Annotated in this window: 14 protein-coding genes; 4 read left to right on the forward strand and 10 right to left on the reverse strand. The window is 44.2% G+C overall.

The window, feature by feature from the left end:
- Positions 1 to 111 precede the first annotated feature (111 nt).
- The 8 genes from HMPREF2700_RS03525 to galE all read right to left on the reverse strand — a co-directional run bounded on the left by HMPREF2700_RS03525 (position 112) and on the right by galE (position 10,264).
- Entirely contained in the window at positions 112 to 1,518 is a 1,407-nt protein-coding gene (locus HMPREF2700_RS03525) for a tetratricopeptide repeat protein (protein WP_070590151.1), read from the reverse strand.
- Between the two features lie 367 nt (positions 1,519 to 1,885).
- A complete protein-coding gene (locus tag HMPREF2700_RS03530; protein WP_070590154.1) occupies positions 1,886 to 3,145 on the reverse strand; it encodes a capsule biosynthesis protein in 1,260 nt (419 codons plus the stop codon).
- A 136-nt stretch (positions 3,146 to 3,281) separates the two neighbouring features.
- Positions 3,282 to 5,306: a capsular polysaccharide biosynthesis protein gene (locus HMPREF2700_RS03535; RefSeq protein ID WP_083303942.1), complete on the reverse strand. Its 2,025-nt coding sequence runs from the start codon at positions 5,304 to 5,306 to the stop codon at positions 3,282 to 3,284.
- Between the two features lie 44 nt (positions 5,307 to 5,350).
- Positions 5,351 to 6,472, reverse strand: a complete 1,122-nt coding sequence (locus tag HMPREF2700_RS03540) for a stealth family protein (protein ID WP_070590157.1) — start codon at positions 6,470 to 6,472, stop codon at positions 5,351 to 5,353.
- A 55-nt stretch (positions 6,473 to 6,527) separates the two neighbouring features.
- Positions 6,528 to 7,070, reverse strand: a complete 543-nt coding sequence (gene rfbC, locus HMPREF2700_RS03545; protein WP_070590235.1) for a dTDP-4-dehydrorhamnose 3,5-epimerase — start codon at positions 7,068 to 7,070, stop codon at positions 6,528 to 6,530.
- A 53-nt stretch (positions 7,071 to 7,123) separates the two neighbouring features.
- A complete protein-coding gene (gene rfbA, locus HMPREF2700_RS03550) occupies positions 7,124 to 7,990 on the reverse strand; it encodes a glucose-1-phosphate thymidylyltransferase RfbA (protein WP_049332928.1) in 867 nt (288 codons plus the stop codon).
- Between the two features lie 73 nt (positions 7,991 to 8,063).
- Positions 8,064 to 9,131: a dTDP-glucose 4,6-dehydratase gene (gene rffG / locus HMPREF2700_RS03555; RefSeq protein WP_070590159.1), complete on the reverse strand. Its 1,068-nt coding sequence runs from the start codon at positions 9,129 to 9,131 to the stop codon at positions 8,064 to 8,066.
- A 116-nt stretch (positions 9,132 to 9,247) separates the two neighbouring features.
- Complete coding sequence (gene galE, locus HMPREF2700_RS03560) at positions 9,248 to 10,264, reverse strand: UDP-glucose 4-epimerase GalE (RefSeq protein ID WP_070590161.1); 1,017 nt, start codon at positions 10,262 to 10,264, stop codon at positions 9,248 to 9,250.
- A 221-nt stretch (positions 10,265 to 10,485) separates the two neighbouring features.
- On the opposite strand from galE, the gene HMPREF2700_RS03565 reads away from it, so the two are divergent.
- From HMPREF2700_RS03565 to HMPREF2700_RS03580, 4 genes are all read left to right on the forward strand, one after another.
- Complete coding sequence (locus HMPREF2700_RS03565) at positions 10,486 to 10,716, forward strand: acyl carrier protein (protein ID WP_003747973.1); 231 nt, start codon at positions 10,486 to 10,488, stop codon at positions 10,714 to 10,716.
- 3 nt (positions 10,717 to 10,719) lie between these two features.
- The gene (locus tag HMPREF2700_RS03570; RefSeq protein WP_070590164.1) at positions 10,720 to 12,159 is read left to right on the forward strand and encodes an AMP-binding protein; all 1,440 of its coding nucleotides are present in this window, start codon (positions 10,720 to 10,722) and stop codon (positions 12,157 to 12,159) included.
- Position 12,160: 1 nt separating this feature from the next.
- On the forward strand, positions 12,161 to 13,531 hold the full coding sequence (locus tag HMPREF2700_RS03575) for an XcbB/CpsF family capsular polysaccharide biosynthesis protein (protein ID WP_070590167.1): 1,371 nt from the start codon (positions 12,161 to 12,163) through the stop codon (positions 13,529 to 13,531).
- An 85-nt stretch (positions 13,532 to 13,616) separates the two neighbouring features.
- Positions 13,617 to 14,666 (forward strand): acyltransferase, encoded by a 1,050-nt coding sequence (locus HMPREF2700_RS03580; protein ID WP_070590169.1) that lies wholly within the window; start codon positions 13,617 to 13,619, stop codon positions 14,664 to 14,666.
- 71 nt (positions 14,667 to 14,737) lie between these two features.
- On the opposite strand, the gene HMPREF2700_RS03585 is transcribed toward HMPREF2700_RS03580, so the two are convergent.
- Together HMPREF2700_RS03585 and HMPREF2700_RS03590 are read right to left on the reverse strand one after the other, a co-directional pair.
- A complete protein-coding gene (locus HMPREF2700_RS03585) occupies positions 14,738 to 18,352 on the reverse strand; it encodes a CDP-glycerol glycerophosphotransferase family protein (RefSeq protein WP_283129666.1) in 3,615 nt (1,204 codons plus the stop codon).
- A gap of 93 nt (positions 18,353 to 18,445) precedes the next feature.
- Entirely contained in the window at positions 18,446 to 19,549 is a 1,104-nt protein-coding gene (locus HMPREF2700_RS03590; protein ID WP_070590175.1) for a stealth family protein, read from the reverse strand.
- Positions 19,550 to 19,624 lie beyond the last annotated feature (75 nt).

Below are 19,624 nucleotides of genomic sequence, written 5' to 3' on the forward strand. Positions count from 1 at the left end.
GGACAAGGTGTTTTCAGAAAGAAATGAAAACAATGACGTGTCCGTGAAAAATAACTGGCAAATATTAGGGGAATAGTTAAAGATTGTCAAAAAATGCGAGTGTAAATCTTTTCAGACGGCCTTTTGCCCGATGGCATGGTGCGCTTCGCGGCGCCATTGTTCTAATAGGGATGTTAATGATTCGGCCGAAGTGTGGCCGTTGCTGATGGCGGCCTGCAGCCAGTAGCAGGCGGTTGGAACATGACAGCCGACACCTTGCCCGTGATAGTAAAAACAGGCGAGGTGGTATTGTGCTGAAGGATGGTTTTGTTCGGCAGCGATGGTGTACCAGTGTGCAGCCGCCCGAGGATCTTGCGCTGTGCCGAGGCCATAATGGTAGATACGGCCTAAGGCTGCCGCCGCGTTCTTATGGTAGAACTCGGCAGCTTCCATGTAATTCTTGCGCGCGGCATTGTAGTCTGCGGGACGGCCGATGGCGTGGGCTTGTGTTTCCGCCAAACGGTATGTGGTTTCGGTTTGTTGCTGTTGCAGGGCGGCAGTTTTGATTTGTTCGTATTGTTGCGGATGGTACAGTGCGGCGTCGCTGATGAGTTTTTGTGCGGCGGCGGCAGCACCCAGCGCGGCGGCACGGTGGTAGTAATCATGAGCGATATGGTTGTCGGCTTTGATGCCGAGGCCGTAGCGGTAGAGGTCGCCCATGATTTTCAGGGCTTCGGGATGGTCTTTCTCGGCAGCGGCTTTGGCATAGCGCGCCGCTTGGAATGGGTCACGTTCGGAAAGTTCGCCGGTCAGGGCGTATTGGGCCAGCTTGACCTGTGCTTCCGCTTGTTCCTTATCGGCGGCACGACGATACCATTCTAAGGCTTCGGGTTTGCGTTGGGTGGCAAGAAGGTCGGCCAGCAGGGTTTGTGCGGCGATGTGGCCGGCTTGCGCGGCTTGTTCGAGATAGTGTTCGGCTTGTGCGTGGTTAGGACTGACACCTGTGCCGTAGAAGTAGATTTGACCGAGTTGCCAGTAGGCGGCAGTCACGCCGAGCGCTGCCGCTTTTTCGTATTGTTCGATGGCTGTTGTAACATCGCCTTGGCGTTGATGATGGCGTGCCAGATGGTAATACGCAGGCGCAGCATATCGGGCAGCGGCAAGCTCTGCCCAGTAGAGCGATTGTGGATCGTTGCGTTGCGCATGGTAACGCATGAGGATTAATTGGGCTTCGAGGTGACCTTGCTCACCCAGCCAGGCGTATTCGTTAAGAAGCTGTCCGGTCGGGGTGCCGTTGCGTTCGCGTTGTTGCAGCAGGATAAAGAGTGCCTTAGGATGGCGTTGGGCCGCGGCGGCTTCCAACCATGGAAGTGCCTGCTCCGGATGACCGTTTTTCAGCAGATGGCCGCCTAATACAAAAGCAGCTTCCGTATATCCCTGCTCTGCGGCCTGTTGCAGCAGGGGCAGGGCTTGGGCGGTATTGGATTGTTCCAAAAGGGCGGCGGCTTGCCGGTAGAGGATATCAGGAGCGGCGGTCATGGTTTGCGGGCGGATATAAAGTGGAAGACGGATGCTGCGGCATATGGGCGGCGATACCGGTTGAGGTCTTTGTAAAAATATTGCTCGGCACAGTTTTGCAGAGTGTATTGCCTTGCTGGCTTATCTTTAGGATGCTTGGCTTGTTATATTGTTTTGCCTAGGGGCATCCATATTTTATGTGTTACAAAGGGCTCAGGTTGAGTCGGTACGCGCTCATGACAGCTCGGTCATTATACTGTTTTTGTAATTTATTGTTAATGATAAATGCAGTTTTTTGTGTTTTATTTACATGGCAGTAACTAAGGTATTGATTGCTTCAGGCCGTCTGAAAAACATTTCAGACGGCCTGAGCTTTTCTTTCGCTAAGTCAGGTTGTTGGAGAGGAAGAGTCGGAGGTTTTTTTGTTGGGAAAAAAGACCTGACTATAGAAGTTGCCGTTAATTTGGGTCACGTTGAGGTGGTACATTCGGTAGGCATGGAACAGCTCTTTGTCAGGCGGTGTCGGATGATTCCAAAATTCTGCCAAGGTATTTTGGTCAGTAATGCCGGGAATATCATAATAGGCACGACCGAGCACTTTGACAGGCATATTGTGAATCAGTCCGGACAGCCCGCTTGTGCTGTTGATGGTGACCATGCCGAGGCCGTGGCGCAGGAAAACGGGCAGGGGGACATCATGGACATAAATTACGCGGCCTTTGAGTTCGGGGTGTTCTTTGATAAAGCGTTTAATGTCGCGCCAGTAGTCGATAAAACCGCGGTCCATCGGATGATGCTTAATGATGATGTTGGTATCGGCAGGCGCGTGTTCGGCAAATGAACTCAAAACATGAAGCAGGAAGCTGCGGACGCTGGGAAAGTCGCAATGGATACGGACTTGGCTGTCGTTAAATACCTGCAAGGGAACAATAAAAAACTTGCCGTATTTGCCTGCTTCCACACGTTTGGCGATTTGGATGTCTTCAATATAGTAGTTCAAACGCTTGAGGATGGAGAGCGACCACAGTTTGAGGTAATGGCCGGCATTGGGCGCGCGGTGGTGGATGTAGTCGGGGTATTTGCGTGGATTGCGGAACAACTCGATATAGTAACGGATGGCGTTTTTTGCCATGGGCGTAAAACCGCCGCGTACCGGCGTTGGCGCTTTATATTCCTGCTGGGCAAGCTTAGGAAATTGTTCAAGAAAAAAGTCGGCACGGCGCGGCAACGGGGAAAATGCGTTGACGCCGTCTTTTTCTAATGTGATGTAGTAGGGGCGGAAATAGCCTTCTTCAAACGCCCAGAAACTGGCTTGGTTTTCGTTTGCAATGTGCTTTGCAATGACGTGATAAGGGCGTGTGTCGCCAAAGCAGACAACCGCCTGGATGTGATGCTGAACGATGTATTCTTGCAAAAATTCAGGAAAGGCATCGTAGTCGTCGTTAAAAACAACGGTATGCGCTTGAGTGGGCGGATAAAAATAGTCGTCGCCTGCATTAAAGTTGAATTTATGTACGGTTTTACTGTTTTCAGTTAGCCAGTCGGCAAGGCGTAGAAAAAAATTGCCGACAGGACCTTGAAGCAGCAGGATATTTTCTGCGCTTTCAAGCAGGTTTTGCAGGTTGTTTTTGAGGACGGTCTGTTTCATGTCGCAATGTGGTTTTGTTTTTTGTGTAATAGTTTTAGGTTGAACTTTCAAGCATACGCCAAGAGAATTAACGATGCAAAGGCAATAATGCCACAATAGAGGCAAGTTTATGACACATTGTTAATTTAGATGGTGTTTATTTGAAAGATCGATATAGTTGTTTGATTTTACCTAATTTTTTAGCAAAGTACCCGCGATGTAATCCGTTGTTGTTTTTTTGCATATTTTTTTGTCGTATCAGGATTTGGGCTGCGGTTTCCGCATTGATGGCCTGATGGGTTTCGGGGTGGATGTAGTCGGGGTAGTGGATGAGCGTGCCGGCAATCAGCTGCCAAAGCTCAAGCCTGCGGCTGCGGCGCGGAATGGGCAGCAGATCTTGGGTAAGTCCCCAACCGGCGTAAAAAGGCAGGCCGTAGCAGCTGACTTTTTTGCCGCGCAACAAGGCTTCAAAACCGGTCAGCGAAGTCATGGTGTGAACTTCGTCTGCGTATTGGAGACAGGTCAGGATATCGGCTTGTTCGGCGGTTTGGTCGGCATATCGTGCAGCATCTTCAGGGGAAATATGGCCGATGCGGTTACCGCTGACTACATCGGGATGCGGTTTGTAGATGATATAGGCATCGGGATGGCGTTCGCGCACGGTACGGAGTAGATCCAGATTGCGATAGATTTGGAGTGAACCATAGCGGATAGACGCATCATCTTCAACTTGGCCGGGAACGAGGATAACGGTTTTGTCGGTTGACGGGGCGGTGAAGTCTGAGCTGCCGACGTTGTATTTGCTGATGTGGTTTTCGGTCAGCATTTTTTGCAGCTTCAATGCCGTCTGAAAGTCTTGATCGTCGAAGTTTTGGTTTTGCAGGATGTGTTCAAGACGGGACGGGGTTTCGGCATTGAAATAAATACCCATATCGTCGGTAACAAGCGACAGTGGCGGCACTAAGTTGGAGCCGAGTCCGACCGAGCGGATAAAGCCGTCTTCCATGCGCAGCAGGGGGATGTGGTGTTGTTCGGCAAAACGGACGATGGCCTCTTTGCCGTTGCCCCAGGCAAGGATGCGCGCATCATCGGACAGTTTGACCCCGGCCAGTTTTTTTGTGGAGGAGATAAATTTCAGACGGCATGAGGGTACGTTAAAGAACGGTTTGGCAACCGCGCGTTTCCACAAAGACATACCGACGCAATATAACTCGCCACGCAATTTGTCGTTTTTACGTTTGACCGTCGCCAGATAGTCGATGACATCAAAGAGGCTGCCTGCTTCGCCGGTATTTGGGTTGAGGTAGCGGCTGTATTGCAGATAGGCTGCGGCGAAGAGCTGCAGCAAGTTGCGGGGGGTGCGGCGTTGGGTTTGAACAAGGCTGCCGATTTGTGGGTGGCGGTCGTCGCTCACGCCCCATCCGGCATACCACGGCAGACCGAAAGTGGTCAGCGGTTTGCCGCACAAAAGTGCCTCAAAACCCATTTGTGAGGTAACGCAATAAACTTTATCGACGTTTTGCAACAAAGAAATCGGATTGATGTCTTCTGCCAAAAGATGGACGCGGTGTTGCTGCGCCAGCTGGGTCAGATAGCCTTGTTTTTTGCCGCACAAAACATCGGGATGGGTTTTGACCCAAATATCGGCTTGCGGGTTTTCATTCAAGGCCGTCTGAAACATCAGTTCAAACGTAGAGGCATCTGCGCCGCCATATTGGATGGCCATATCACCGAAGGTTTGGTCGATGATGAGGACGGTTTCAGGCTTGGATGGAGAACGTAAAGGATGATCGTCTGAAAGTTCGGGCGCGTGGTTGTATTTGGACAGGTGGTGTTGCAGGATGAAATCCATCGCCTGTTGCGCCTGAGCCAAGGTTTCAGACGGCATGGTATCGGCGGCAAGAATCAGTTGTTCCAAACGCGAAGGACGGGTGGTGTCGTAGTAGATACCGATATCGTCATAGACGATGGAGTAGGGCGGATAACCGGCGACCCCTAGTCCGACTGAACGTAAAAAGCCGTCTTCAAGATTGAGCAGGGGCAATCTTAAGATATGTGCTAATTTTCTACGTTTGGGATGTTTCTTGCCCCAAAATAATGCGGTCTTATCCGTTGAAATTTTGTCTAAAAATTTGGTGAGCAAGAGACGTTGTTTAAATAGGCCGAATGTTGAAAAAATCATTTTAAATTATTATGTTATCTATTAAGTATCATTAATGTAAAAATTTATTCTGCCTCTATTTCAAAGTAAGTATCCATAAAGTTACGGAAATGTAGGGCATAGTTTTTATCTGCATTATTACTGCTTGAATCGTTAATGCAGAAGGAGTGGGGCATATGAAGGTATTTCTTTTTGAATAACAATTTCTTATATTGAGTCTGGGCATGTGAATTGCGTATGTTGAAATAGTAGCAAATTTCACGTTTCGGTGTGGCATATCCGTCAAGGTACATCAACCAAGGTACTAAAAAACTGGCCATATTAAGTTCAGAATTATGGCGTACCTTGTTATTTAGAAAAGAATTTATTTCATCTTCAAATAATGACCATGCTTTTTGAAAGGATGTTTTCCGTAGCGGAACGTAAGTATGTACCAACGGTGTATTGATATTAATTGTCGGATAATGTCTTTTTAAGAGCTTTAATGCGTGTTCTGATGCGGTCAATGTCGGTGTGATTAGACCCCGTTGACGCATTTTTTGAAAACTTTTATTGGCAACAAATAGGGAAGCCAAACCATTATTTTCAAAAAAGTGGTTAGGCGTCAGTGGTCTTGCAACGAAAACATCATCATTGAAATAAATAAAATGTTCACTTAAATCTGGAATTTTATATAAGTTTGCTTCAATGACGTGGGAATTGAACGTTGGTAAGTATTTGGCATCAATAATTTGCGAATGATTGATTAATTTAATTTTAGAATGGGAATTTTCATCTAACCATTTAGGTTTTTGATCCGCCGTTACAATAAAAATATTGCGGACCCACGGCATAAACTTTTGTACGGCCTGTACTGAATAAAAAAGTTCATTATGGTTGGAAAAGCGGGCAGGGTCGGTCGCATACAGGCCGATATCTTCCTGATCGATGGGTTGCAGGGTATGGTAATACTGTTCTTGCCATGCTTTATCGGTATTGTCGACCCAAGTAAAAACAACATCGATGGGAAAGTTTGGCAAAACGTTTTCTGTGAGTGATGCAAGATTGGCATCTGCATTGATCAGAGTGAATTCTTCAGTTTCAGGAATAGGCTGTTCTACATTATAAGGAGGAAAGCGTTTATTTAGAAAATCCCTAAAGAAAATATGGGGTTCTCTAAAAAATTTTCTAATTTTATTTAAATTCATTTGAAACTTTCTAATACTACAAAATAGAAACAGTTGATTCTGTTATGTTTTGAAGTTATCCAAACGTTACCGCTTCAGCCAATACTTTGCCTGCCAAGTCTTTAGGCGACAGGTTTGGCTCGCCTTGTAGCGGCCAGTCGATGCCGACGGTTGGATCATTCCAAATCAGCGAATGTTCGGCTTTGGGGTTGTAATAGTCTGTGCATTTATAGACGAACTCGGCTTCATCGCTCAGTACATAGAAGCCGTGTGCGAAACCTTCGGGTACCCACAGTTGGCGCTTGTTTTCTGCGGACAGAATCTCGCCCACCCATTTGCCGAAAGTGGGGGAGTCTTTACGCATATCGACAGCCACGTCGAATACTTCGCCGACAACCACGCGCACGAGTTTGCCTTGTGTGTTTTCGGTTTGATAGTGCAGGCCGCGCAATACGCCTTTGCCGGATTTGGAGTGGTTTTCCTGCACGAAGGTGCGTTCGCAGACTTGGGTTTTGAACCACTCGTCGCGGAAGGTTTCCATAAAAAAGCCGCGCGCGTCGCCGAAGACTTGGGGCTCAAGCAGTTTTACGTCAGGAATGGCGGTATCAATGATGTTCATCGTTTTATCTTTCATCTAAAGGCCGTCTGAAAAGTTTCAGACGGCCTCAAACATTATTTTTTCAACAGGCGCAGCAAATATTGGCCGTATTGGTTTTTTGCCATCGGGCGCGCCAGCTCTTCCAGTTTTTCATCGGAAAGCCAACCGTTGCGCCAAGCGATTTCTTCCAGGCAGGCGATTTGCAGGTCTTGGATGTTTTGCACGGTTTGGACGAATGAAGCGGCTTCGTGAAGGCTCTCGTGGGTGCCTGTGTCCAACCATGCGAAACCGCGTCCCAAAAGTTGCACCGACAATGAACCGTCTTCCAAATACATTTGGTTGAGATCGGAAATTTCCAATTCGCCGCGGGCGGACGGCTTGATTTGTTTGGCGAATTCGACGACGCGTTGGTCGTAGAAGTACAAGCCGGTTACCGCCCAATCGGATTTGGGCTGTTGCGGTTTCTCTTCGATAGACAGGGCGTTGAAGTTTTCGTCGAATTCAACCACGCCGAAACGCTCGGGGTCTTTGACCTGATAACCGAATACGGTTGCTCCGTGGGTCTTGGCGGCGGCCTGTTTCAATGTTTGCGTAAACGATTGACCGTAGAAAATATTGTCGCCCAAAACCAAGCAGACGTTGTCGTTGCCGATAAATTCTTCGCCGATGATAAATGCTTGTGCCAAGCCGTCCGGACTAGGTTGCACGGCATAGCTGATGGAAATGCCGAAATCGCTGCCGTCGCCGAGCAGACGTTTGAAAGAGGCGTTGTCTTCGGGTGTGGTAATCACCAAAATATCGCGGATTCCTGCCAGCATCAATACGGACAGGGGATAGTAAATCATGGGCTTGTCGTACACGGGCAGCAGTTGTTTGGATACGCCGCGCGTGATGGGATAGAGGCGTGTGCCGCTGCCGCCGGCGAGGATGATGCCTTTCATGGGTTTTCTCCTGAGTAGTGTGTGTTTGCGTGATTTTCAGACGGCCTAATATGGGAACAGGCCGTCTGAAAACTTATTTTCCGGTGCCTAAACGTTCCAAACGGTAGCTGCCGTTCAATACGTTTTGCCACCAGGTTTTGTTGTTCAAATACCATTGTACTGTTTTGCGGATGCCGGACTCGAATGTTTCCTGAGGTTTCCAGCCCAGCTCCCTGCCGATTTTGGCAGCGTCGATGGCATAGCGCACGTCATGGCCGGGGCGGTCTTGTACGAAAGTAATCAAATCTTCATAACGTGCCACACCCGCCGGTTTTTCAGGAACAAGCTCTTCCAGCAGGGCGCAGATGGTTTTGACGACTTCAATATTGGCTTTTTCATTGTGGCCGCCGATATTGTAGGTTTCGCCGACAACACCTTCGGTAACAACCTGATACAGCGCGCGCGCGTGGTCTTCGACAAACAGCCAGTCGCGGATTTGCATACCGTCGCCGTAAACGGGCAGCGGTTTGCCGTCAAGCGCGTTCAGAATCATCAGCGGAATGAGTTTTTCCGGGAAATGGTAGGGGCCGTAGTTGTTGGAGCAGTTGGTTACGATGGTCGGCAAACCGTAAGTACGCAACCATGCGCGGACGAGGTGGTCGCTGGATGCTTTGGAGGCAGAGTAGGGGCTGGACGGCGCGTATGGCGTGGTCTCGGTAAACAAATCGTCTGTGCCGTGCAAATCGCCATAGACTTCATCGGTAGAAATATGGTGGAAGCGGAAGGCTTCGCGCTTTTCAGACGGCATTTGTTGCCAGTAGGCGCGGGCTGCTTCAAGCAGATTGAATGTACCGACGATATTGGTTTGGATAAATTCGCCTGCCGAATCGATAGAGCGGTCGACATGGCTTTCCGCTGCCAAGTGCATCACGGCATCAGGCTGGTGTTGTGCGAATACGCGGTCGAGTTCGGCGCGGTCGCAAATATCCACTTGCTCAAAAGCATAGCGAGGATTATTGGCTACCTCGGTCAAGGATTCCAAATTGCCGGCATAAGTCAGCTTATCGACATTGACGACAGAGTCTTGGGTGTTTTGGATAATATGACGGACAACGGCAGAACCGATAAAGCCCGCGCCGCCGGTAACAAGGATTTTTTTCATAAGTTTCAGAGGATAGTCAAAATGATATAAACGGATTATAGCAGACAGATTGTGTGTTTTTCAGATAAAGAGGCCGTCTGAAAACATCTCTTTCAGACGGCCTGTATCAGGTCAACTTAATCGTCGTAGCCATTTGGGTTGTTGCTGACCCAACGCCATGAGTCTTCCATCATCTGCGCCAAATCGCGCTTGGTTTCCCAACCGGTTTGCGCTTTGGTGTAGGTAGGGTCGGCGTAGAAGCACGCCAAATCGCCATCGCGACGCGGTTTGATTTGGAAAGGAATGGTCAAGCCGGAGGCCGCTTCAAAGGCACGAATGATTTCCAATACCGAATAAGCACGTCCCGAACCCAAATTAAACAGGTGTACGCCCGAAACATCGCTTTTCGCCTGCATCGCCGCCACATGGCCTTCCGCCAAATCCATCACATGGATATAGTCGCGCATACCCGTACCGTCTGGGGTAGGGTAGTCATCGCCGAAGACCGACAATTGCGGCAGCTTGCCTGAAGCCACTTGGCAGATATAAGGCAGCAGATTGTTTGGGATACCGTTTGGCTGCTCGCCGATCAAACCGCTTTCATGCGCACCGATAGGGTTGAAATAGCGCAACAAAATCACGCTCCAACGCGGATCGGCCTTTTGGATATCCGTCAAAATGCGCTCCACCATAGACTTAGACGTGCCGTAAGGGCTGGTCGTATCCCCCGGTTGCATATCTTCCGTATAAGGCACTTTACCCGGATCGCCGTAAACCGTAGCAGATGAGCTGAACACAATCTTAAATATGCCGGCACGCGCCATTTCTTCAGCCAAAACCAAGCTACCCGACACATTGTTGTCGTAGTATTTCATTGGTTCGGCCACGCTTTCACCGACTGCCTTCAAGCCGGCAAAATGGATGACGGCATCAATATCGTGTTCTGCAAAGATTTGACGCAATACTTCACGATCACGGATATCCCCTTGGTAAAAAGGCACAGACTTGCCGGTAATCTTTTCCAAGCGCGGGAGGATGTTGGCAGACGAATTGCACAAATTGTCCAAAATCACGGCATTAAAGCCTGATTTCAACAGGGAAACAACGGTATGAGAACCGATAAAACCGGTACCGCCGGTGATAAGAATAGTCATTGGTTTTCCTTAATTAAAATTGTGTTTGGAAGTCGTGAAACCGGTTGGCTGAAAATACAAACGCTTTCAGATGGCCTGGTGTAAGTGTTGTCAAAGAGGGATTGCTTTATTTGGATATTGTATATTTAGTTACCTGAAAAGTAAAAAAATATGGGATAATCACAGTGTTATGCACAGGGTGCAAAGCGTTATCATTTCAATTTTAATAAAAGGATCTTACCATGTCAGTATCTAACGAAGTTTTGGCGTTAATTTCACAAGTTGCACAAAAACAAGTGTCAGCAAATGAAGAATTGTTGTCTACAGGACTTATTGATTCTGTGAGCGCAATGGATTTGGTTATGGCCATCAAACAAAAATTTGATGTTGATTTGCCGTTTGAGCAACTGGTTGATATTTTGGCAAACTCAGCCAATATCATTCAATATGTTGAAAATAATTACAAAGGCTAAATCATGAAACAATTAAATGAATTCCAAAATCTTGATGATTTTTTGGAATACCGTTTCAGCCGAACTTCGGGAAAAGCGTTAGTTAATGATACTCAGGAATGTTCTTGGGAAGAGTTGCGCGTAAAAATAGCCGCATTTATCGAGGCTTACAAAAGCATAGCAGATATTACCAAAAACATTCCTCTGGTGTTGCACGGCCATAAAGAAATTGATTTTGCAGTGGCAATTTATGCCTGCTTATTAAACAAAATCCCTTTTATTCCGGTGGATAGTATTTATCCTGAAAGCCGTCTGAACAATATCTGCCAACTGTCGAAAGCACGCTTTGTATACCGTTCGGCAACGCAAACTTTTGAAAAGCAGACTGATGAAGAAGTAGAGTTGGCTGAAAAAGATTTGGCTTACATCATGTTTACTTCAGGAACAACCGGCGCACCTAAGGGTGTGCAAATCGGTCGTGAAGCCGTGTTTAACCTGATGAAATGGATGAAAGAGCAGCTTAATTTAGCCGCACCTAATGTGTTTATGAATCAGGCTCCGTTTGCGTTTGATTTGTCAATGTACGAAATCTTTGGCAACTTGGCTTACGGCGGTTGCATTGTTATGAACAGTCGTGATGCTATTTCTAATCCTGCCACCTGGATTGATTTTTTGGCCAAACAACAAATTACTACCTGGGTTTCCACGCCTTCTTTTGCCATGCAGCAGCTGCTTAACCCTAAATGCAGTCAGGCTACTTTACCGAGTTTGAAAGAATTTTTGTTCTGTGGCGAAAAACTTGGCAAACCAGTAGTAAATATGATTTTTCAAAAATTTCCCGGTGTCCGTGTTATCAATACCTATGGTCCGACTGAGGCTACTGTAGCAACAACTTACGTTGATATTACACCTGATATGCTGGCGGCAGAAGAAGAGTTGCCTGTAGGCGTTGCCGTGCTTAATTCCAAATTAGAGATTGTTGACGAAGAGATTTGGATTAGCGGTAACCATGTGATGCGTGGCTATCTGAACAACGAAACTGAAAATGCTAAACGCTTGGTAGTACACAGTGCAGATAACCGTACTTATAAAACAGGTGACTACGGTTTTGAAAAAAATGGATTGTTCTACGTACAAGGCCGTAAAGACGAGCAGATTAAGCTCAATGGCTACCGTATCGAACTTTCAGAAATTGAAGAAAAAATCCTTAACCTTAAGGAATTTGCCTTTGATAATGTGGCAGTAGTGGCTTTGAAACGCAACACAGGTGCAGTATTGCGTTTGGTGTGTTTCTATACAGCCAAGCAAAGTGCAGATACTCAGGCGATCAAAGACGCATTAGTACAAAATTTACCGTCTTACATGATGCCGTCTGAATTTATTCACATTGATGAAATTCCAGTCAGCACCAACCACAAAACCGACAAAAAAGCATTGTTGGAAAAATATCAGCAGGGTTTATAAAATGGATTTATATCAAATTCAGCAAAACATCTTACGAAAAGCCAAGATTGATCCTCAAAAGGTTAACGCTTGGATTTATAACAATCAAAGTATAGTGTTTGATTTTCTGTTGAACGACTATTTTGTCAGCGTCAGTTATACGGCAGTAGGACAAACCTTTAACTTTATTGAGCGTAATAAGAGCAAAATTTCTAAGATTTCCGGCTTCCATAAATTTCTGAAATATATTTCAGAAATTTATGGAAGTTACCCACAATCGGTTAATCAAGAAAAGACAGTATTGTCTTTTAAATTTGCTGAAGCCGATTGGGCAAAAATCGAGGATAAATTTAGTGAGATTTTAGAAGTTACTTCCATTTATCTTGGCAGCGAATTATGCTACATCCTGAATGTTGAAAAAAATAAAGGCATTAATTTAGCCGAGTATTTGGATAAGCCGGAAGTTGAATATATTGGTGTTAAAGGCGACAGTAATGAGTTTTTCCTAAGCTATGCTCGGAATCATGGACTAAGTGATTATGTTTATGAGCTAAATAATAGAGGCTTTTTAGCTGTTGAACACAAAATGGGCGTAAGTGTGTTCCGTCGTGTGAACAAGCACAGTTATAAAGATCTTTTGGCTTATTTCCCAGACTCTTTCCATGAGTTGGAAAATGTCATTTATACTGTTGAAGCCCCGAAAGTATTGAGTGCCAACAAGAAAAACCTATTGGTGTTGTTCTCTTATACCAATAAGAGTAATGAGAATATGGTTGACCGTTATTATAGCCACCCATTTCCATTTATCAGCAATAGCATTATGCCCAATACTTATATCATCCGTATGGCTGATGTATCAGACGCGTTTGGCAGTCACGGTTTGAATACAAAGTTTGATGAAAATATCGAAGACAATATTCAGCGTTTTATTAAGAGCCTGATGAGTATTTATGGCGTAGATAAGAAAAACGTAGTCATTTGCGGTGCATCATCAGGCGGTACAGGGGCGGTATATCACGGCTTAATTGGTGGGTACAAAACCTTTGCAATCGATCCATTTTTGGGCAACCATAAATACTATGGTGGCAAAGATCCATTGTATCTGCACTCTATCCGTACGCCGATTTTGGAGACTTTCAAAAAGTTACCAGATGTAATTGATCATAACCTTGAAAATCAAGTGGTCATTTCATCGGCTAAGGTATCAGAGTTTTACCCGGATATTAAAGAGCTGAAAGAAGCATTGCCTACGATTGTATTATGTGAGTTTGACTTTGAAAAAATTCAAAAGCACATAGATTTTTCAGGAAATACAGTATTCTTGTCCAATACCATTATCAATAATTTGCTGTTGGACATCCATATCACTGATTCGGACATTAATCTGAATTAAATGCGAAGTAAATAGACAGTAAATTTAAAATTTACTGTCTATTTTTTTAATATTTGAACCATATTTATCATGTTTGGGGAATGTAATGGTAGATAAAACGACTGAAGAATTTCAGCAAGAAATTCTTAAAAGTATCAAATTAAAGAATACGTCTGTTGATGTTTATTATCAGCAGAATGTGTACTGCAATTTCAAATCTGACCGTGAAACACCATTTTCTGTCAGCTTAAATTTAGATTGGCAGAAGATTTTCCTGTTTTATCGTAATAAAAGTGAGATAGATAATATCGGAGAAATGTTTCCAAACTTCAGTTTATCTAAGCAGGATGGGGATAATGTATACATTTATGATGTCAGTGCTTTGGATTTTGCCCAAACCTGTGCGGTCTTTATCAAATTAGCTGAACGTGCGGAACAATATTTTTCTGAACGGCCAGTAGTTAACAGTCGCAAAAAAGAAGTGATGTCAGGTAATTATATTGACACCTCCGGAAATAAAATTACTGCACCCGATAATCTGCGGAACTGTCATTTCCAATTTCTAGGAGGAGGTGGAAATGAAGTTGTTATCCACCCTAATGCAAACTTGCGTAATGTGTTTTTGGAATTTTTAGGCAAGGACAGCAAAGTCTATATTGGAGAAAATGTTTCTATGCAAGGCCAATGGTGTTTGGGAGTAGGCTGTACGATTAGCATCGGCAGTAAAACTACCAGTACCAATCCGGTTTATATTACTGTTGCCGAACATACAACCTTGTCCATTGGTGAAGATTGTATGTTTGCCACTAATAATCAAATCCGTACTGATGATGCACACCCGATTTATGATGTTCATACTGGAAAACGTTTAAATGTTTCTAAAGACGTTACCATTGGAGACAGAGTGTGGGTAGCCTATGGCGCAACAATTTGGGGTGGTACAAAGATTGGTAGCGGTAGTATTGTTGGTGCATTTTCGGTAGTGAAAAAACATTTTCCTAATAACTGTGTTATTGCAGGCGTGCCGGCTAAAGTTATACGCAAAGATGTATTTTGGGAACGCAATAATGTTTTATATACAGATATAGATGAAGGTAAGGATTTGACAGAAATGAATCATGTTACCTATATCAATTCAACAGTAGAACTTGATTAGTGGATCTAATAGTAAAGGCCGTCTGAAAACATAAAAGTTTTCAGACGGCCTTTTTTAAGATAAGACAGAGATTACTCTAAACAAGCCAATTGTTTTTTCAGACACTCAGCCTGTAATGCCTTGTCACCTTTAGCTTCGGCTATTTCAGCTGCCAGTTTCCAATATGTTGCGGTGTCTTGTAGAGAGAGACTGTCAAAATAACGTTGTGCTGCCTGATGGTTTTTCAGACGGCATAAAGCAGTTGTATAAAGATACATCGTTTCCGGTGAGGTTTGTGCAAAATCAGCCAATATTTTGGTGACAGACTCCCAATCTTGGTTTTGAGCAAGTTTTTCAGCTTCATACAAGGCCAAAGACGGATTCTCAGGATATTTTTGGCGCAGTTGAGCCAAGAGATATCCTTCGCCGTCAGTGTTGCCGGTGGCGTACATTTTTTTCAGATAATCGACTGTTAAATCTTCAGGAATTAAGAGCAGATTTTCTTCAAAGGCACGGTTAAGCTGGGTAAATAGTTTTTCAGAATCACCGCGTAATTTTGCAAGTCTTGCAATGGCGATACGGCAACTTGGATCATTCTGAGTATGGTTTTCAAAAGCAACCAAAAACTGATGCGCGCCTTGTAAGTTACCAAGTTTCATGCAGAGGTAAGAAGCCAATAGCTCGGGTTTGAGATAACCTTTTGTGCGATCATCCAAGCTATCAATATACGTTTTCAGTAAAGCCAATGCTACAAAATAATTCTGCTCCGATAGCTTTTGTGCTACGGCTAACAAAGGTTGATATGAGTCGGGTAAGTCTGTACCTATCCGGGCAAACAGTTTTTCAGACGGCCTTTTTGCTTGATGAAACGAGGCTGCAAGCAATGCGACAAGTAAATCATTTTGCGTTCCTATATGCTCGTTTTCAGCAAAAAATTCCGCCCCTTTAACGGCATTACCGATATATAAATCCATTTTCGCACGCCAGTAATCAGCGGTATCGGGATAATCAGGTAACAGGTTTTGCAAAGTATCAAACTGTTTGCTCTCAAATAAAGCGTTCAGATAACGATGGCGATAATCAGCTGTTTCTTCCGCATTCAGACGGCCTGTATCAAGCAGAGTTTGGATACGGGTTGCTGCCAAGTCCCATACCTGATGATTTTCTGCTTGCTTAATCATATTGATTAAAATTGGCAGATTGTCAGCGGTTTCGGCATGGTCAAGAGCAGTAATAGCTTGATACACACGTTCGCAGTTGCCACCTTCCTGGAAGGGGAAAGTATCGCGGATGCGAGCAAGATATTCGGGTTTGGCGTGTCCTGATTTTAAAATGCTTTCTAATTCAGTCAGCGTTTCATGCTGATTGATGGTAATAGGGCCAAATCCGTCGGTTTCGTAAGAGAAATAGCCTTTTTGATAGGTGTGTGTGCCAGAGAAAAAGGCTTCTTTATCAAATTGATAGTAAATAATTGCCTTATTCAGATAGGCCATGTCAAATGCTACTGATGAGTAGTCGGTAATCAATACGGCGCAACGTCCGAAAAGATACTGAATACTTTCAGTTTCACGCAGTCCACTCCAGATTTTTATATAGGCAGGGACATTCATTACTTCCAAATAGGGCTCGATATTTGGGTGTGGTGCAAAAATTACTTCGTAGCCGTAGGTTTCTGCCATTTCCTTCAGGCGCTGGTCGTGAAGCAGAGCCTGCCAGTAACGGGCATAGTCCGTTTCCATAAAAGCACTATTGAGCGTACGAGTATTGCTACCTGTACCGATATTTTGACCGACAATGTTATTGCGCCAAGTTGGCATAATCAGGATCTTGCGACTGTCGGGCTTATTTTTTGATAGTAAGGAGTCGTAGCGTGGAAATCCAGTTAGTGCTACTTCTTTTTCGGTCAGTTTGTAGGTATTGAAATCAGCCTTAATTGAGCGGCTTTCTGGCTCAGTAGTGGTAATGAAACAGTGTAGGTTTTGTTTGCTATTTGTCCATGCGGAAAGATTGTCTTTAGTTACTCCGTGCTGGAGAAAGACAAATTTTTTGCTGTGTTCGTATAAATCCCCAAAATAATTGTTGATGTGTTTTTCCAAATGACTGGAAATGATTTTTTCAGCTTTACGCAAACGTTGTTCATATTCACTACCGCCGAATTCTACAAGTTTGAAGCCCTCCTGTTCGAGACGGTTCCAGTCTGGGGCAGTTCTGTTAAGTACGAAATAGCAAGTTTGCTCTGGGTGGTTCTGCATCATATAACGATAAAAATGCTCGGCGTTGTCGTCAGCTTTAGTTTCCCTATCCATTAAGAGCCAGCTGCCGTCTGAAAGGTATTTTTCAGACGGAGTAAATAAACCGATAAGTTCATTTAATGCAATGCCGTGCATAAAGGTTTTACCTTTAATCGAAATTCGCATTGCTTTTTTGTTGAGTAGGATATTAATTTTGGCGTTGTCTGCAACGTCACCATAGGGAATCCACAAACGTTTTTCGTAAACAAATAATTGTTCATTTAGCTTATTGACCACGCTTTTCGCATAGACAGGAATAAGATCACGCCCATCGGCTTGCACAGAATATGGCTGGTCGAAATAGGTAAAATAGCTGATAAGGAACTGTTTGCGTTCACGATCAATGTTTTCAATATAGGCGATTTGGAATGGCGGCTCGCTCTGTTTGAACATTCCAAGCATGCCAACTTTATGGAATAGCCATACTCCTGCTAAGCCAAATTCCATAATATTTTTTTGATCAATATAATCAAAAACCTGCTGCATTAGATCATAAAAATGTGATTTTTGTTTAGTATTCAACAAATCTAGACGTTCAGGTCTATTAAGCAATTGTTGAATATACCAAGCCATATCATATAATGCGGTTTTTTGTATTGAGGAGGGTACATGCCCTAAGCGGTTTTTATAGTTTTTAAGCATAGGCAAGAAGCCATACTCAAAAACATTAGAAAACTTTTCTACTTTTTGCCAAGAAGTATCTAGAGTGGATGTGCCACTTTCACGTTTGCGATAGAAATAGACGGCATCTCTGTCAAACACAGCTTTTGCGTCCTGCAAATCTAATAAATAGTCTGCAATAAATTTGCCATCTTCAAAGTTTGGCTTAACATTGTGGTCAAACACCAAATTCTGTTTTTTAATATGGCTGACTCTGAAAAAGGTGGAGGCAGCAGACATATTGATGAATTTATCGAGCTTAGCAACATCAATAACGTGGGTTTTGTTAAAACGGAATCTTAGAGGATGACTATCTTTAATGATATTTTGATTTTCAAAGAAAAACTTCATATTAGTAGCTACAGTTACTGCCGACGGATGTTGGCTAATTTGCGTATCTACTGATTTGAAGTAGTCAGGGTGAAGATAATCGTCAGGGTCAGTAAATACTACCCATTCAGTTTGTGTATGTTGCAAACCCAGATTGCGTGCCGAGGCCTGACCGCCATTTTCTTTGTAAAAATAATGGATATTTTGGGGAAACTTAGCTTGCCATCGTTTGATGATTTCTGCCGAATGGTCGGTTGATCCATCATCTACTAGAATGATTTGAATGTGTTTTTTGAAATTCAAGCTTTGTTTGACGATACTGTCAAAGTATTCATCAAGGTATTTTTCGACGTTATAAACGGCTGAAACGATTGTAAATTGATTATTGCCTTCGTATTTTAAGGGAAGGTATTTTTTGAGTTTCATTACGCGTTTGTTGTACATGTCGCGGAAAAAGAGTTTAGGGTCTCGTAAGAGCTTCCGAAATTTTTTATTGTTCATTTTTTTGACCTTTTATTTTTATTTGGTTTTGAAGTAATTTTCCAGCATTTGAATCAGTTTTTCCTGGTAGTTTTCAATCTGCTGCTGGCTGTGAAAATCGTTGGCACAAAAAGAGTGTGGCTGCCGCCCATTTTTTTTATTTTCTAAGAGCTTGATATATTGGGCAGGCGCTTTGTTGGAGCGGATATTAAAATAATAACATATTTCATTACCTACTGTAGATTTCCTGTTTAAAAACATCAGCCAAGGTACGAGGAAGGTGGCAAGATTGAGATCGTGGTTAGAACGGAAACGGTTGGATAAAAAGGCTTCAATCTCAGTACGGTAGTGCTGCCAAGCAAATTGAAAGCTGCTTTTATGCAGTGGGATATAGGTGTGAACTAACGGATGGTCGATGAGGCAGTCGTAGTGCTGTTGTAATAGTGCGATACAGTTTTTTGAGGCGGAAAGAGTGGGTGTATCGGTTCCTCTTTCGGACATTTGTTTTAGGCTTTTGTCTGCAATAAAAAGTGAAGCAATGCCGTTGGCGTGAAAGAAGTGTTCCTTCGGTAATGGACGGGCAACAAATACATCATCGTTAAAATAGATGAAGTGTTCATTTAGATTGGGAATGTTGTGCAGGTGTGCTTCGATTACATGCGAATTGAAGGTGGGTAGGTATTGCGGGGCAATGATTTGACTGTGATCTATTATGCTGACGTTGGGATAGTCGACGGGATTGAGCCAGTCGGGGCGTTGGTTGTCAGTAATGATGTAGATATGGTTGACCCACGGCAGGAAGGTACGCACGCTGTGAAGTGAATAGTAAAGTTCGTTGTGGTTGCTGAAACGGGCTTCGTCATTATTGTGAAGTGCGTTTTGTTCGGCAGTAGGACTATATTGGCGGCGGCGTTGCTGCCATTTGGGATCTTGGTTATTTACCCATGTGAAAACGACATCAACTTTAATAGGGGGAAGGTTGATACTATTTTCAAGTTCGGCTAAATACAGGGTGTTGTCGATAATGACCGGTTCGTCAGACTCTGTTGTACGCTGTTCGGCGTTGCGAACAGGGTATCTTTTGTTGAGATAGTCGCGGAAGAATACACCTGGTTGTCGAATCAGTTTTTTAAGTTTTCTCATGACGGTATTCGCTGTAATGTGATGTTTTTGATACTTATGTCAGGTTTCAGACGGCCTAATATTTCATCAGGTGTT

Source organism: Neisseria sp. HMSC068C04, assembly GCF_001810105.1.
GTDB lineage: Bacteria > Pseudomonadota > Gammaproteobacteria > Burkholderiales > Neisseriaceae > Neisseria > Neisseria flavescens_B.

Coding starts and splice junctions, on each gene's coding strand:
- HMPREF2700_RS03585 (WP_283129666.1), bottom strand. CDS start 18,352: ATGAAACTCAAAAAATACCTTCCCTTAAAATACGAAGGCAATAATCAA.
- rfbC (WP_070590235.1), bottom strand. CDS start 7,070: ATGAACATCATTGATACCGCCATTCCTGACGTAAAACTGCTTGAGCCC.
- HMPREF2700_RS03580 (WP_070590169.1), top strand. CDS start 13,617: ATGGTAGATAAAACGACTGAAGAATTTCAGCAAGAAATTCTTAAAAGT.
- HMPREF2700_RS03525 (WP_070590151.1), bottom strand. CDS start 1,518: ATGACCGCCGCTCCTGATATCCTCTACCGGCAAGCCGCCGCCCTTTTG.
- HMPREF2700_RS03540 (WP_070590157.1), bottom strand. CDS start 6,472: ATGAATTTAAATAAAATTAGAAAATTTTTTAGAGAACCCCATATTTTC.
- HMPREF2700_RS03565 (WP_003747973.1), top strand. CDS start 10,486: ATGTCAGTATCTAACGAAGTTTTGGCGTTAATTTCACAAGTTGCACAA.
- rfbA (WP_049332928.1), bottom strand. CDS start 7,990: ATGAAAGGCATCATCCTCGCCGGCGGCAGCGGCACACGCCTCTATCCC.
- HMPREF2700_RS03590 (WP_070590175.1), bottom strand. CDS start 19,549: ATGAGAAAACTTAAAAAACTGATTCGACAACCAGGTGTATTCTTCCGC.
- galE (WP_070590161.1), bottom strand. CDS start 10,264: ATGACTATTCTTATCACCGGCGGTACCGGTTTTATCGGTTCTCATACC.
- HMPREF2700_RS03535 (WP_083303942.1), bottom strand. CDS start 5,306: ATGATTTTTTCAACATTCGGCCTATTTAAACAACGTCTCTTGCTCACC.
- HMPREF2700_RS03570 (WP_070590164.1), top strand. CDS start 10,720: ATGAAACAATTAAATGAATTCCAAAATCTTGATGATTTTTTGGAATAC.
- rffG (WP_070590159.1), bottom strand. CDS start 9,131: ATGAAAAAAATCCTTGTTACCGGCGGCGCGGGCTTTATCGGTTCTGCC.
- HMPREF2700_RS03530 (WP_070590154.1), bottom strand. CDS start 3,145: ATGAAACAGACCGTCCTCAAAAACAACCTGCAAAACCTGCTTGAAAGC.
- HMPREF2700_RS03575 (WP_070590167.1), top strand. CDS start 12,161: ATGGATTTATATCAAATTCAGCAAAACATCTTACGAAAAGCCAAGATT.